The organism is Amycolatopsis sp. NPDC001319 (assembly GCF_042896185.1).
Classification (GTDB): Bacteria; Actinomycetota; Actinomycetes; order Mycobacteriales; family Pseudonocardiaceae; genus Amycolatopsis.
On sequence record NZ_JBIAWY010000002.1, the window covers coordinates 598,301 to 612,539 of the forward strand.

14 protein-coding genes are annotated in these 14,239 nt (G+C 70.6%); 9 read left to right on the top strand and 5 right to left on the bottom strand.

Annotated elements, in window-relative coordinates; translation table 11 throughout:
• Positions 1-8 precede the first annotated feature (8 nt).
• A complete protein-coding gene (locus ACFY1H_RS08510) occupies positions 9-1,409 on the bottom strand; it encodes an MFS transporter (RefSeq protein ID WP_386945504.1) in 1,401 nt (466 codons plus the stop codon).
• 246 nt (positions 1,410-1,655) lie between these two features.
• Between ACFY1H_RS08510 and ACFY1H_RS08515 the strand changes: the two genes are divergently transcribed.
• Complete coding sequence (locus ACFY1H_RS08515; protein ID WP_386945506.1) at positions 1,656-2,357, top strand: transglycosylase family protein; 702 nt, start codon at positions 1,656-1,658, stop codon at positions 2,355-2,357.
• 9 nt (positions 2,358-2,366) lie between these two features.
• Here the strand turns inward: ACFY1H_RS08515 and ACFY1H_RS08520 are convergent, their stop codons facing one another.
• Positions 2,367-3,152 carry a glycerophosphodiester phosphodiesterase gene (locus ACFY1H_RS08520; protein ID WP_366576097.1) on the bottom strand — a complete coding sequence of 262 codons (786 nt, stop codon included), beginning with the start codon at positions 3,150-3,152 and terminating at the stop codon, positions 2,367-2,369.
• A 90-nt stretch (positions 3,153-3,242) separates the two neighbouring features.
• Here ACFY1H_RS08520 and ACFY1H_RS08525 point away from each other — a divergent pair, with 90 nt between their 5' ends.
• Together ACFY1H_RS08525 and ACFY1H_RS08530 are read left to right on the top strand one after the other, a co-directional pair.
• Positions 3,243-3,599 (top strand): hypothetical protein, encoded by a 357-nt coding sequence (locus ACFY1H_RS08525; protein WP_364180209.1) that lies wholly within the window; start codon positions 3,243-3,245, stop codon positions 3,597-3,599.
• Positions 3,600-3,747: 148 nt separating this feature from the next.
• Positions 3,748-5,340 (top strand): AMP-binding protein, encoded by a 1,593-nt coding sequence (locus tag ACFY1H_RS08530; RefSeq protein ID WP_386945507.1) that lies wholly within the window; start codon positions 3,748-3,750, stop codon positions 5,338-5,340.
• A 3-nt stretch (positions 5,341-5,343) separates the two neighbouring features.
• Here ACFY1H_RS08530 and ACFY1H_RS08535 read toward each other — a convergent pair whose 3' ends face one another.
• Positions 5,344-6,339 (bottom strand): tyrosine-type recombinase/integrase, encoded by a 996-nt coding sequence (locus ACFY1H_RS08535; protein ID WP_386945509.1) that lies wholly within the window; start codon positions 6,337-6,339, stop codon positions 5,344-5,346.
• A gap of 731 nt (positions 6,340-7,070) precedes the next feature.
• Here ACFY1H_RS08535 and ACFY1H_RS08540 point away from each other — a divergent pair.
• Entirely contained in the window at positions 7,071-8,447 is a 1,377-nt protein-coding gene (locus tag ACFY1H_RS08540; protein WP_386945511.1) for an NAD-dependent succinate-semialdehyde dehydrogenase, read from the top strand.
• A gap of 48 nt (positions 8,448-8,495) precedes the next feature.
• Here ACFY1H_RS08540 and ACFY1H_RS08545 read toward each other — a convergent pair whose 3' ends face one another.
• The gene (locus ACFY1H_RS08545) at positions 8,496-8,885 is read right to left on the bottom strand and encodes a VOC family protein (RefSeq protein WP_366576091.1); all 390 of its coding nucleotides are present in this window, start codon (positions 8,883-8,885) and stop codon (positions 8,496-8,498) included.
• A gap of 98 nt (positions 8,886-8,983) precedes the next feature.
• On the opposite strand from ACFY1H_RS08545, the gene ACFY1H_RS08550 reads away from it, so the two are divergent.
• The 4 genes from ACFY1H_RS08550 to ACFY1H_RS08565 are packed head-to-tail and all read left to right on the top strand — an operon-like array spanning position 8,984 to position 12,854.
• Complete coding sequence (locus ACFY1H_RS08550; protein ID WP_386945513.1) at positions 8,984-9,916, top strand: helix-turn-helix transcriptional regulator; 933 nt, start codon at positions 8,984-8,986, stop codon at positions 9,914-9,916.
• A 33-nt stretch (positions 9,917-9,949) separates the two neighbouring features.
• Positions 9,950-10,555: a TetR/AcrR family transcriptional regulator gene (locus tag ACFY1H_RS08555; RefSeq protein WP_386945514.1), complete on the top strand. Its 606-nt coding sequence runs from the start codon at positions 9,950-9,952 to the stop codon at positions 10,553-10,555.
• Positions 10,539-12,155 carry an acyl-CoA dehydrogenase family protein gene (locus tag ACFY1H_RS08560; protein WP_366576085.1) on the top strand — a complete coding sequence of 539 codons (1,617 nt, stop codon included), beginning with the start codon at positions 10,539-10,541 and terminating at the stop codon, positions 12,153-12,155. The genes ACFY1H_RS08555 and ACFY1H_RS08560 overlap by 17 nt, the downstream gene beginning before the upstream one ends.
• 51 nt (positions 12,156-12,206) lie before the next feature.
• Entirely contained in the window at positions 12,207-12,854 is a 648-nt protein-coding gene (locus tag ACFY1H_RS08565; protein ID WP_366576083.1) for a class I SAM-dependent methyltransferase, read from the top strand.
• Position 12,855: 1 nt separating this feature from the next.
• Here ACFY1H_RS08565 and ACFY1H_RS08570 read toward each other — a convergent pair whose 3' ends face one another.
• Complete coding sequence (locus tag ACFY1H_RS08570) at positions 12,856-13,608, bottom strand: NAD(P)-binding domain-containing protein (RefSeq protein ID WP_366576081.1); 753 nt, start codon at positions 13,606-13,608, stop codon at positions 12,856-12,858.
• A gap of 52 nt (positions 13,609-13,660) precedes the next feature.
• Between ACFY1H_RS08570 and ACFY1H_RS08575 the strand changes: the two genes are divergently transcribed.
• Entirely contained in the window at positions 13,661-14,236 is a 576-nt protein-coding gene (locus tag ACFY1H_RS08575) for a DUF4865 family protein (RefSeq protein ID WP_386945950.1), read from the top strand.
• The last annotated feature ends 3 nt before the right edge of the window (positions 14,237-14,239 follow it).

A 14,239-nucleotide genomic window follows, 5' to 3' on the forward strand; every position in this document is an offset into this window, starting at 1 on the left:
CCGCCCGCTCACAGCACGGCGGGCGGACGGTTCCCGGCAGCCACGATCGCGCGCCGCACCGGCACCAGCGCCACGAACACGAACCCGAGCACGAAGAAGACCACCAGCGCCACGATCGCCAGCCGGAACGACCCCGTCGCCTGCCCGACGCCCGCGAACACCAGCGGACCCAGCCACGACGTGCCCTTCTCGCCCACGACGTAGAGCGAGTAGTACTGCGCGTCCTTCCCGGCCGGGATCATCTGGCTGAACAGCGACCGCGACAACGCGTTCGTGCCACCCAGCACCAGTCCGATCCCCACCGCGACCGCGTAGAACTGCAGCGGCTGCTGCGGCTGGATGAAGTACGCGCCCACCAGCACCACGACCCACAGCACCAGGCTGCCCAGGATCGTCCGCTTCGCACCCAGCCGGCGCGCCACGAGCCCGTGCAGCACCCCGCCCACGTAGGCGAGGAACTGGATCACCAGCACCGTGACGATCAGCACCTCGTCGGAGAAGCGCAGCTCGTCCTTCCCGTACTGCGCCGACACCGCCACCACCGTGGAGATCCCGTCGGCGAAGATCAGGTAGCTGCCCAGGAACGCCAGCGTCAGCGGGAACGCCTTCGCCTCCACCGCCGTCCGCCGCAGTTCCCGGAACCCGGCCCGCAGCACCGACACCCCGCGCTCGACCGCCACCGGCGTGTGGACGCGGGGGAGCGCCCGCAGCACCGGGATCGTGAACACCGCCCACCACAGGCCCGAGGTCAGGAAGCAGATCCGCACCGCAGTGCCCGTGTCCACGCCCAGCGCGTCGCGGCTGAGGTAGAACGCCAGCTGCAACGCGAGCGCGAGCCCACCGCCCAGGTAACCGAACGCCCAGCCCTTCGCGGACACGTCGTCGCGCTCGTCGGGCTCGGCGATGTCGACCAGGAACGAGTAGTACACGACCAGCGAACCGCCGTAGCCGATGTTCGCGACGATGAACAGCGCCGCCCCCAGCTGCCAGTCGGAGCCGGCCATGAAGAACATCAGCGCCGACGCCAGCGCGCCCAGCCACGCGAACCAGCCCAGGATCCGCCGCTTGTTCCGGCTCCGGTCGGCCACCGCGCCCGCGATCGGCAGCACCAGCACCTGCACCACCGTCGCCACCGACAGCAGGTAACCCCACGTCGAACCGGCGGGAAAATGCAATCCGAACAACGACACGTCGCAGTTGTGGAGCTTGTCGTCCACACCGGACGCGTCGAGGCACGCCTTGTCCCCGTTAAGGGTGATGTTCTGCTTCGCGTCCGCCGCCGCGACAGTGCTCATGTAGAGCGCCCCGAACACGGTCGTGACCGATGAATAGAACGGCGAATTGGCCCAGTCGTAGAAGTACCAGCCCCACCGTTCCCGCTTCTTGTCACGGGTCTCGGCCAGCGTCATCCACGGCTCCTCAGCGGTCGCGAATCTCCAGGTCAGGCGGCAGACTACTGGGGCGGCCGCGTGCGACACCGCCGAACGGGTAAACCGTGTCCGGTTCGTCGCCCGCCGATCATCCGCGCTGAGCCGAACGGCTCTCGAAATGGCACGCGAGGCGTGTCGCTCACCCGATTCTTCGCCGTTTTGTGTGAGGCTGGTGTGCGTGGTGTGACTCTTGTGGTCAATGGGTCGCGTGCTTACTGTGCACCCATGACCAACCGCGTTCGCACTGCTCACCGCGGTGCCGTGAGGATCGTGCTCCTCGCGGCCGCCGTCCTGGGGCTGCAGCTCGCCGTCGCCGGCGCCGCGTCCGCGGACCCCGCCTCCAGCTCCTGGGCCAAGCTCCGCATGTGCGAGGCCAGCGGCCGCTACACGATCAACACCGGAAACGGCTACTACGGCGCCTACCAGTTCGACCTGCCCACCTGGCGCAGCGTCGGCGGCCAAGGCCGCCCCGACCAGGCCAGCCCCCGCGAACAGGACTACCGCGCGCTCTACCTCTACCGGATGCGCGGCTGGCAGCCCTGGCAGTGCGCCGGGATGCTCAAGCTCACCGGCGACGCCGACGCACGCAGCAAGCGCATCCCGTCCTACGACGAATCCGCCTACATGGGCGGCACCGGCCTGCCCGCACCGCCGGCCCCGAAACCCCAGCCCGCACCACCCGCGCCGCCCGGCGCCATGCCCACCTGGCCCGGCGTCGTCTACGCCTACGGCGACTGCGCACCCGCGCTCAAGACCTTCCAGCTGCGCATGAACGCCTTCGGCTACGGCTTCACCGGCACCGGCTGCTACTACGACAAGACCAAAACCGCCGTCCTCGACCTGCAGCGCGCCAACGGCATCAACGACTCCGGCCGCCTCGGCCCCCTCACGTGGAAGGCCGCCTGGCAGGGCAAACGCCCCCGCTAGAACCGCGGCTCAGCCGGCCTGCTGCCACACACCCCGCTCGACGAGCACATCGCGCAGCAGGTCCGGCCGATCCGTCACGAGCCCGTGCACACCCAGGTCCAGCAGCTCCCGCATCTGCGCCGGCTCGTCGATCGTCCACACGTGAACCTCGAACCCCGCCCGCTCCGCTGCCTTCACGAACGAACGGTCCACCACCGTCAGCGGCCCCTGCTTCACCGGCACCTGAGCCAGATACCCGCCCGCCAACCGGCTCAACGGCAACGGCGGCACCCACCCGTTGGCCCACACCATCAGCACCGACCGCGGCCCCATCGCCGTGCACAGCTTCGGCCCCGCAAGCCGCCGCAACCGCGCCAGCCGCGAGTCCGAAAAGGACGCAGCCGCCACCCGGTCGAACGCACCCGTGCGCTCCAGCACCCGCACGAACGGCTCCACCGCGCCGTTCGCCTTCACGTCCACGTTGAACCGCGCCTGTGGCAGCTCCTCCAGCACGTCCTCCAGCCGCGACAACGTCGCCCGCCCGCCGACCTTCACCCCCTTCAGCTGCTCCCACGTCTGCGCCGCGATCGACCCACCACCGTCGGTCGTCCGGTCCAGCGTGTCGTCGTGGTGCACCACCACCACACCGTCCGACGTCGCGTGCACATCCGTCTCGACGTACCGGTACCCCTCCTCGACCGCACGCTTGAACGCCGGCAGCGAGTTCTCCATCCCCTCCAGCTCGTCCAGGTGCCACCCGCGGTGGGCGAACGCACGGGGGAGCGGGTCGGCCAGGTACGCAAACGGTGGGCGCATGCCCACAGTGTGCGCCACCGGCATGGCCTCGGCATGAGAACACGATGGCCAGCTAGGGTCTGGCGGGTGAGGGAACTGGCCGAGCACCCGATGACCGGCGACGAACTGGTCGTACCACGCCGCAGCAACGCACCCAAGCACTGCGGCTGGTGCGGCCGCCGCCTGCCCGAAGGCGGCAACGTCGGCCGCCGCCGCCGCTACTGCGGGCAATCCTGCCGCCAGCGCGCCTACGAACGCCGCACCGCCCTGCAACGCAGCGGCCTGCCCGAAGACGCCGTCGTGCTCTCCGACACCGAGATCGCCGCCCTGCAGGACCGCCTCTTCCAGCTGCGCTGCGCTGCCGAGGACATCGCCACCGCCACCCACGACGGCGCCGACGCCGACGAACTGCGCCGCCTCGCCGAAGAAATCGTGCACGCCGCGAAGGACCTCGAGCAGCTCCGCTGAGAAGCCACCCCGGCCCACGGAGAACTCCAACGGCTCCGCGGTGAATTCAACCGGCTCCGCCGGCCCGCCGAGCGGACTAGAGTCCGGAATGTCGCCGGGGGACTTGCCGGCAGCGAAGCCGCGCGCCGGCCGAGCAAGGGAGACGCCCGTGACGAAGGCCGCGTTCACACCCGCCACCGAACTCGACGCCGTCCGCGAACTCACCGTCGGCGACCTGCTCCGCGAAGCCGCACGCCAAGCCCCGGACGCACCCGCCCTCGTCGAAGGCCTGCCCGACCCCGCGACGCGTCGACGCTGGACCTACGGCGAGCTGCTCGGCGAAGCCGAAGACGCCGCCCGCGCCCTGCTCGGCCGCTTCGAACCCGGCGAACGCGTCGCCGCCTGGGCCAACAACATCCCCGAATGGGTCCTGCTCGAGATGGCCGCCGCCCTCGCCGGCCTGACCCTCGTCACCGTCAACCCCGCCCTGCGCGAAGCCGAACTCCGCCACGTCCTCGGCCAGTCCGGCGCCTGCGGCGTCTTCCTCGTCAGCGAGTACCGCGGCACCCCCATGGCCGCCATCCTCGACCACGTCCGCCCCGACCTGCCCCACCTGCGCGAAACCATCCGGTTCGAAGACTGGCGCGCCTTCCGCGCCTCCGGGCTGCCCACCCAGGCCCTGCCCGGCGTCGAACCCGGCGACCCCGCCCAGATCCAATACACCTCCGGCACCACCGGCACCCCCAAAGGCGCCGTGCTCCACCACCGGGGCATCACCAACAACGCCCTGCTCTCCTACGCCCGCACGCTGGACATGCGCCCCGGCGAGAACTTCGTCAACCCCATGCCCCTGTTCCACACCGCCGGCTGCGTACTCGCCACCCTCGCCCCGATCGCCACCCTCGGCACCCAGGTCCTCATGCCCTGGTTCGACCCCGCACTGCAGCTCGCCCTCCTCGAACAGGAGAGGGGAGTCGTCTTCGGCGGCGTGCCCACCATGCTGCTCGCCCTGCTCGGCCACCCCGACTTCCCCAAGACCGACCTCAGCTCCGTCCGCTACGCCCTCAGCGGCGGCGCCACCGTGCCACCCGCCCTCGTCCGCCGCATCGAAGCCACCCTCGACGTCCCCATGTGCATCGTCTACGCCCAGACCGAAGCCTCGCCCTGCATCACCATGACCACCCCCGACGACAGCGCCGACGACCGCGCCGAAACCCTCGGCCGCGCCCTGCCCGCCTGCGCCGTCAAGATCGTCGACCCCCTCACCGGAGAAATCGCCGCCACGGGGGAGACCGGCGAACTCTGCACCCGCGGCTACCACGTGATGACCGGCTACTACGCCATGCCCGAACAGACCGCCGCCGCCATCGACCCCGAAGGCTGGCTCCACACCGGCGACCTCGCCCGCATGGACGACCGCGGCTACCTCACCATCGAAGGCCGCGTCAAAGAGATGATCATCCGCGGGGGAGAGAACATCTACCCCCGGGAGATCGAACACGTCCTGCTCGACCACCCTGCCGTCGCCGACGTCGCCGTGGTCGGCATCCCCGACCCGGAGTGGGGCGAACAAGTCGGCGCCTTCGTGCTCCTGCGCCCCGGCGCCGACACCGGCGAGGAAGAACTGTTCGCCCACGTCCGCAAACACCTCGCACCGCACAAGACACCCAAGGTGTGGCAGTTCGTGACCGAGTTCCCGCTCACCGGCTCCGGCAAGATCCGCAAACACGTGCTCCGCGACCAGTACATGGCCCACCACTGAACCTCAGCCCGCCTCACCCGCGCCCAGCCCGTCCAACGCCCGGTACGTCCGGTTGCTCGCGGCCGCGGCCCGCTGCTCCCGCCCCGTCGCCTCGATGTAGTTCTGGCTCGTGGCCAGGCTCGCGTGCCCCAGCAACGTCATGATCTCCGACGCCGTCGCCCCGTCCTCCGCCAGCCGCGTCGCGAACGTGTGCCGCAACGCGTGCAGGTTCGCCCCCGTCGGCACCCGGTCGTGCAACCCCGCCCACCGGTAACACGACTTGACCAGGTACTCCAGCGCCCCGCGACCGATCGGCTCACCCGCCCGGTCGCGCAGCAACGGCTCCGACGCCGGGAACCGCAGCTGTGGAAACCGCCGCCGGCACGACTTCCCGTAGTCCTCGATCAGCTTCGCCAGCACCGGCTGCACCGGGATCGACCGGTCCCGGCTGCCCTTGCCCGACACGTGCAACCGCAGCTCACCGTCCCGGCCCACCACTGAACGCGGTGTCAGCGCCCGCATCTCCGCCGCCCGCAACCCCGCCACCAGCCCGAGCGCCAGCACCAGCACATCGCGCTCCGGCCACGGATCCCGCGCGCGCCGCGCACCGTCGGCCGCCGCGGCGAGCAACCGCTCCGGAGTTTCCTCACCCCGCAACGGTTTCGGCACCAGCGGGGGAGTCTTGGGCCGGGCGACCGCGCCCATCGGGTTGCCCGCCAGCAGCCCGTCGGACACGCAGAAGGTGAGGAACTGGTTCCACGTCGACCACGCCCGCAGCACCGAGCTCTTCGCGTGCCCGTCGGCGAACGCGCCGAACGCCGTGCGCAGCGCCGGCGCCGTCAGGTGCCCGACGTCCAGCTCTTCGGGCGCACGGCCGAGCTCCTGGAGCAGGAGAGTGGTGATCCCGGCCAGGTCACGACGGTAGGCGGCAGTGGTGTGCGGCGAGTCCTTGCGCGGCCGCCGTGCCGCGAAGAACGCTTGCTGTGCCTCGGAAACCAGCATGTGGATCTTGTACAGCACAGCACCGACAGTTTCGACGTCCGGATGGTCATCCGGTATGCTGCATAATGGCGATTATGCATGAAACGTGGCTGCGGAAGGGCTGAATCCCCTTGGGGGACAACGGTTCTCTCGGTCTCGCGCCCTCGGCTCGCCTGGCCGGTTTCGTGCGTCTACAGCTCTGTTGTCCGGCGTTGCCGAGGGATCGTTCATCTGTTCGAGTGGTCGCCTGGGACCGCCTCGGGCGGCTCGCCGTGGGCTGATCGACTGTCAGCGCTCCAGTGCGCGTGTTGGTTGCGTGCTTTCGATGTCCTGCCAGTCGCGTTCAATTCGTCACGGTGACGAATTGAACGGGTGCTTCGGGCGGTGTCGACGCCTGAACTCGGGGATCTCCGCCGAGGTCTCCGGACGACCTCCGGGAGGCTCGCTCAGGAGCCGTCCTGCGGCAGGCGATCGGGTTGAGTGGATCCGCAACCCCGGCTGGCTTCCCGGGGGTGTGCTCTCGACTGCTGCCCATACCCTCGGATCAGCCTCCGGAAGCCCCTCTCCGGGCTTCCTTCCACAGGTCGGCCAAGTGCCGATAATGTACATTATGTCAAGTAAAGTGGATCGGCACGGCTCCCCACGCCTCAGGTGCCTACGTCCGGCAGGGACAGGCTCGAATCGCGGCCCGGCGCAATACTCGAAGACACGCCATTCCCCATGACCCGGCTTGGGGTCCGGGATTTGACACTGCCGGACAAGGAGCAGTCATGAGCTTCGCTACGGTCAACCCTGCCACGGGTGAACTGGTCAAGGAATTCCCGCTGCAGTCGGACGAAGAAGTCTTCGCCGCACTGGAAACCGCGGACAAGCGGTACCGCGAGGACTGGAAATTCCGCCCCGCGGCCGAACGCGCGCGGATCGTCGCCCGTGCCGCGCAGATCCTGCGCGAGAGGCGGGACGAATACGTCGACCACCTGACTCTGGAAATGGGCAAGGTGACCCGGTTCGGTTACCTGGAAGTCGATTTGGTCGCCGACATCCTGGATTACTACGCGCAGAACGGTGAACGGTTCCTGGCGGCCGAAGAACTGCCCGACGAGCCCGGTGCGACAGTGGTCGCCGAGCCGATCGGGGTCATCCTGGCGATCGAGCCGTGGAACTTCCCCTACTACCAGCTGGCCCGGGTCGTCGCGGCTCAACTGGTGGCGGGGAACGTCGTGCTGCTGAAGCACGCGGAGAGCGTTCCGCAGTCCGCTCTCGCGTTCGCGCGGCTGTTCGAGGAAGCCGGCGCGCCGGAGGGGGTGTACACGAATCTGTTCTGCAGCATCGAGCAGATCGCGGCGCTGATCGAGGATTTCCGGGTGCGCGGGGTGACCTTGACGGGCAGCGAGCGGGCGGGTGCGTCCGTCGGTTCTCGTGCGGGGCGGAACCTGAAGAAGGTGGTTCTGGAACTGGGTGGCAGCGATCCCGCCCTGGTTCTGCCGGGTGCGGATCTCGGATTCGCGGCGGAGCAGATCGTGATGGGCCGGACGTTCAACTCGGCGCAGGGCTGCGTGAACATCAAGCGGGTGATCGTGGTCGGCCGTGCGCGGGGCGAGCAGCTGCTGGCCGATCTGACGGCGCGGTTCGCGGCGTTGAGGGTGGGTGACCCGACGGACGAGACGACGCAGCTGGGCCCGGTGGCGATGGAGCGGGCGCTGGATACGCTGCTCACGCAGATCGCGGACGCCGAGGCTGCGGGAGCGCGGATCGTCGTGGGTGGTCGTCGTCTGGACCGGCCGGGGTTCTTCCTCGAGCCGACGATCGTCACGGACATCGCGCCGGAGAATCCGCTCTACCAGCAGGAGGCGTTCGGTCCGGTGCTGTCGTTCTACGTGGTGGACAGCGAGGAGGAAGCGCTGGCGCTCGCGAATGCGACGAAGTACGGGCTGGGCGGCTACGTCTTCGACGCCGACGTCGAGCACGCGAAGCAGGTGGCCGCGCGCTTGGAGGCCGGCATGGTCTACATCAACTCGTGTTTCTTCGATTCGCCGCGCATGCCGTTCGGCGGGGTGAAGAACTCGGGGTTCGGGCGGGAGCTGTCGGAGCTGGGTATCGGCGAGTTCGTCAACCGCAAGCTGATCCGGGTGGTCGAGCCTGTTTGAGCCACTCCCCTGTGCCCCGGGCCGCGTCCTCGGTCCGGGGCACAGGGCTCAGCCGGCAGTGAGCATTTCGAGGTAGTGCGGGTTGGACATGATGCCGAGGACGTTGCCGAACGGGTCGACGACCGACGCGGTGACGAAGCCGTGGCCGCGTTCGCGGATGCCGTCGTGTTCCTTCGCGCCGAGGGTCAGGAGGCGGTCGAGTGAGCCGGCCAGGTCGTCGACGTGCCAGTAGAGGATGGCGCCGGCGGGGCCGTCGGGGGCCGGGGGCAGGTATTTGCGGTCGACGATGCCGAGCTCGGCTTCGTGGTCGCCGAGGCGGTATTCGATGTAGCCGGGGCGGGAGAAGTAGGGCTCGATGCCGAGGACGTCGGTGTACCAGGCCTGGGCGGCCCGCAGGTCGTCGGCGGAGAAGTTCAGGGTGGCCATTCCTCGCAGCATGAGCTGGTCCTTTCGCGGTGGTGTCCGGTTTGTCGTGCCTTCAGCCAAGCACGGTTAAGTGCTCATCCACCGAGCACTTTTTTTGCGAGGATCGGGTCATGCGAGCGGATCGGCTGGTGGCGGCTCTCCTGGTGTTGCAGGCGCGGGGCCGGGTGACGGCGGCGCGCCTGGCTGAGGAGCTGGAGGTGTCGGTCGCGACGGCGCGGCGGGATCTGGAGGCGCTGGCGGCGGCCGGGGTGCCGGTGTATCCGCAGGCCGGGCGGGGTGGCGGGTGGCAGCTGGTCAGTGGGGCGCGCACGGATCTGAGCGGGTTGACGGCGGCGGAGGCGCAGGCGTTGTTCGTGCTGGTGGGGCCGGCGGGGCGCCTGTCCCCCGACGTCCGGTCGGCGTTGCGGAAGCTGGTGCGGGCGTTGCCGGAGACGTTCCGGGACGATGCCCGGGCGGCGGCGGGCGCGGTGGTGCTGGATCCGTCGGCGTGGGGTCGTGAGCTGCGGGAGCAGCCGGGGTTCGTGGCGGTGCTGCAGCAGGCCGTGGTGGGCAGGCGCAGGGTCGGGCTGGAGTACACCACCTGGGGTGGCGAGCCGGCAGAACGGCTGGTGGATCCGTGGGGGCTCGTGGACAAGGACGGTGTCTGGTACCTCGTCGCGGGGACCGAGCGGGGCCGGCGGACGTTCCGGGTGGACCGGATCTCGGCGGTGACCGTGACCGACGAGCCCGCCGAGCAGCCGGAAGACCTCGGCCGGGAGTGGGCGCAGGTGGTCGCCGAGGTGGAAACCCGGCGGGGCGGGACGACGGCGTCGGTGCTCGTCGAGCGGTCGCTCCTCCCCTGGGTTCGCCGGCAGTTCGGCCGCCAGTGCCGGGTCCTGGGTGAGGAGGGCGACCGGGTGCGGGTGGAGCTGGCGGCGCCGACGGCCGAGCTGCTCGCCCGGCAGGTGGCGGGCTGGGGTGCCCGGGCCGAGGTGCTGGAGCCGCCCGCAGTGCGGGCCGGCCTGGCGCGGCTGGGGCGTGAGCTGGGCGAACGGTACGGTTGACCGAAGTAATGAATCGGTGGTTCACTTCTTGACGTGCCCTACCGCAGGACTCGGAAGGTGCAGGAGCGGCTCGATGCGCTGCGCGACTCGATCGTCGTCGCGGCGGTCGAGCAGCTGGCCGAGCACGGCTACGCGGGCTGTTCCGTCGCGGCGGTGGCGGAGCGGGCCGGGGTGGCCGTCGGCACGGTGTACCGCCACTTCCCCACCAAGGCCGAGCTGGTCGTGCGGGTGTTCCGCCAGGTCGTGACGCGGGAGGTCGAGGCGGTGCGCGAGGCGTCGGCCGGCCCGGGTGAGCCGGCGGAGCGGGTGGCCGCGGTGTTCGAGACGTTCGCGGCGCGCGCGTTGAAGGCGCCGCGGCTGGCGTACGCGCTGCTGGCCGAGCCGGTGGACGCGCTCATCGACGCGGAACGGCTGGAGTTCCGGCGCGCGTTTCGGGATGTGGTGGCCGAGCACGTGGCCGCCGGGGTGCGGTCGGGTGCGTTGCCCGCGCAGGATTCCGTGCTGACCGCGGCGGCGCTGGTGGGCGCCGCGGCGGAGGTGTTGATCGGGCCGCTGCGGGGCGGTGCGGTGAGTGATGTCGTCGAGTTGCGGACGTTCGTCGTCCGGTCTTTGGGAGGTTCCGATGTCCGCCACGCATGAGGTCACCAACCAGGTGCCGCCGTTGGTCTACGACGTCGCGCAGGATCCGGCGCTGCTCGAGGCGCTGGACCGCGCGGACGCGGGCTGGGCGGCCGAGGAGGTCCACGAGCTGGGCCGGCTCGCCGGGAGTGAGCAGGCGCAGGAGTGGGGCCGGATCGTCAACGAGAACGAGCCGGTGCTGCACACGCACGACCGGTACGGGAACCGGATCGACGAGGTCGAGTACCACCCGTACTGGCACGAGCTGATGAGCGTCGCCGTGTCGCACGGGGTGCAGGCCGCGCCGTGGCGTGACGAGCGGGCCGGGGCGCACGCGGCGCGGGCGGCGAAGCTGTACGTGTGGGGTCAGGTGGAGGCCGGGCACACGTGCCCGATTTCGATGACCTACGCGGCGGTTCCGGCGCTGCGCGCCAACCCGGAGCTGGCGGCGCTGTACGAGCCGTTGCTGGCGGCGACGGAGTACGACTTCGGGCTGCGGGAGCCGAGCACCAAGCGCGGGCTGATCGCGGGCATGTCGATGACGGAGAAGCAGGGCGGCTCCGACGTGCGGGCCAACACCACGACCGCGCGTCCGGTCGCCGATGGTTCGTACCGGTTGGTGGGTCACAAGTGGTTCACCTCCGCGCCGATGTCGGACCTGTTCCTCACGCTGGCGCAGGCGCCCGGTGGTCTGTCGTGTTTCCTGCTCCCCCGGGTGCTGCCCGACGGCAGCCGCAACCCGATCCGGCTGCAGCGGCTGAAGGACAAGCTGGGCAACCGGTCGAACGCGTCGTCGGAGATCGAGTACGAGGACGCCGTGGGCTGGCTCGTGGGCGAGGAGGGCCGCGGCGTCCGCACGATCATCGAGATGGTGAACAACACGCGGCTCGACTGCGCGCTCGGCAGTGCGTCGGGGATGCGGCTGGGTGCGGTGCGGGCGGTGCACCACGCGACGCACCGGCACGCGTTCGGCAAGGCGCTGGTGGATCAGCCGTTGATGGCGAACGTGCTGGCCGACCTCGTGGTGGAGTCCGACGCGGCCGCGACGGTGGCGATGCGGCTCGCGGCGGCGGGCGATAGGCCGGACGACGCGCAGGAGCAGGCGTTCCGGCGTCTCGGGCTGGCGGTCACGAAGTACTGGGTGTGCAAGCGGGCGCCGGCGCACGCGGCCGAGGCGCTGGAGTGCTTCGGTGGCAACGGGTACGTCGAGGAGTCCGGGATGCCGCGGCTCTACCGCGAGGCCCCGCTGATGTCCATCTGGGAGGGTTCGGGCAACGTGGCGGCGCTCGACGCGTTGCGCGCGATGGGCCGTCAGCCGGAGTCGGTGGCGGCGTTCTTCACCGAGGTCGAGCTGGCCGCGGGCGCCGACGCGCGGCTGGACGACGCCGTGGACCGGCTGAAGAAGGACCTGTCCGATCTGGACGACGTGGAGTTCCGCGCGCGGCGCGTGGTGGAGTCGATGGCGTTGGTGCTGCAGGGTTCTCTGCTGGTGCGCCACGGTGACCAGGCGGTGGCGGACGCGTTCTGCGCGTCGCGGTTCGCCGGTGACTGGGGCATCGCGTTCGGCACGTTGCCGGCGGGCACGGACACCTCGGCCATCATCGATCGCGCCCGGGTGTAGGCGGCGCGTTCGGCGGACGCGGGGCCGGCCGGCGCGCTAGCGTCCTCGGTCATGACCGCCTCCGAAACCGACTTCGTGTCCGCCACCCGCACCGCCTACGACACCGTCGCGGTGTCCTACGCCGAACTGTTGAAGGACGATCTCGCCGCGAGCCCGTGGGACCGCGCGATGCTGGACACCTTCGCCGAGCTGGTGGGCGCCGGTGCGCGCGTCGGGGATCTCGGGTGCGGTCCGGGCCGGGTCACGGGGTATCTGGCGGGACGGGGGCTGGCCGCGTTCGGGATCGACCTGTCCCCCGGCATGGTCGAGGTCGCGCGCGCGGCGCATCCGGGTCTGGAGTTCGAGGTCGGGTCGCTGGCCGCGTTGCCGCTGCCCGACGCGTCGCTGGCGGGCGCGCTCGCGTGGTACTCGCTGATCCACACGCCGCCGGAGAAGCTGCCGGTCCTGGTCGCCGAGCTCGCTCGCGTGGTCGAGCCGGGCGGACGGCTGCTGACCGCGTTCCAGGTCGGCACCGAGCGCCGGCACCTGACCCACAGCTACGGCCACGACATCTCCCTCTACGCCTACCGGCTCGACCCGGACTTCATCACCGGGCTGCTCACCGACGCCGGCTTCACGATGGAGGCCCGGCTCGTCCGCGCGAGGGGGCCGCGTGAGAAGACGCCGCAGGCTTATCTGTTGGCGCGCAAGGAAAGCTGAGTCATTCGCGCAGCCGGGCCAGGACCGCGTCGAGGGCGTGGCGCACCGAGCCGGGCACGTCGTCGTGGCGCAACGCGGTCATCAGCTGCTCGTTGATCCCGCCCGGCGTGGTGTGTTTCGCGGTCAGCTCGGTGAGCGACGCGGTGCCCAGCGACTGGCCCAGCTGCGCGAACAGATGCGTCACGTAGGCGTCGGCAGCGCCCGGTTCGACACCGTGGGCGGCGAGCCAGCAGGCGATGGTCGCGAGGTAGTCCAGGTGCGCGGCGAAGGTGGCCGTGGCGGCGCTGAAGGCGTCCAGCGTCGGCTCATCCGGCGGGACGACCACCCCGCCGAGCGGCTCGAACAGTTCGCGGGCGACGGGGTGGTCCGGGAACAGCGCGGTGCGGCTCTGCCGGCGGGCGGCCTGCGGCAGCGGAATGGTCCGCACGACGTGCGCGGCCGGCGCCGTCCACTCCCGCAGCGTCGCCAGCGGCACCCCGGCCACGGCGCTGAGCACCACGTGATCCGGCCGGAACTCCAGCTCTGCCACCACTTCCCGGGCCACGGCGGGCCGGACGGCGAGCACGATCACCGAAGCCGCGTCGAGTACGTCCTGGTTGGTCTCGCAAACGCGCACGTTCGGAAACCGCGCCGCCAGCTCCTGACCGGCCTGCCGGCCGCGCGGAGACAGGAACACCGCAGGTCCGTCGGCGCCGAGCCCTTCGACGATCGCCGCCGTGATCTCCCCGGCTCCCACGAACCCGTACGCCCGCATGCCCCGCCCTCCTAGTGTGGACCTCGACGATCGGAGGTCACCCGTGCACGCCATGCACTACGAGATCACCCTGCCCGCCGGCTACGACATGCAGATCATCCACCGCAGGGTGCGCGAGCGGGGACCGTTGCTGGACGAATTCCCCGGGCTGGGACTCAAGGCGTACGGGGTGCGGGAGCGCGGCGTCGACGGCTCGGCGCTCAACCAGTACTCCCCCTTCTACCTCTGGCACGACCCGGCGGGCATGCATTCGTTCCTGTGGGACGGCGGGTTCCGCGGGATCGTCGACGACTTCGGCCGCCCGCCCGTGCAGCACTGGACCGTGCTCGCGTTCGAGGAGGGGCCCGCGTTCGGGACCACACCGCGGGCGGCCGGCAAACGCACGGAAATCCTGCCCCGCGAGGTGCTGCCGGGTGAGGTGATCACGTCGGCGGTCGCAGGCCTGACCGAGCACGCGCGGCGCGCAGGCGCCCACTCGGCCGCGCTCGTGATCGACCCGCGCGGCTGGGAACTGGTGCGCTACACGCTGTGGGCCGGGGACGCACCGGACGAAGACCCCGTGCGGTACCGGATCGGGCACGTGTCGATGCCGGGCCTGGCGAAATTGCGCCGTGGCAGGCAGTGGTGAACT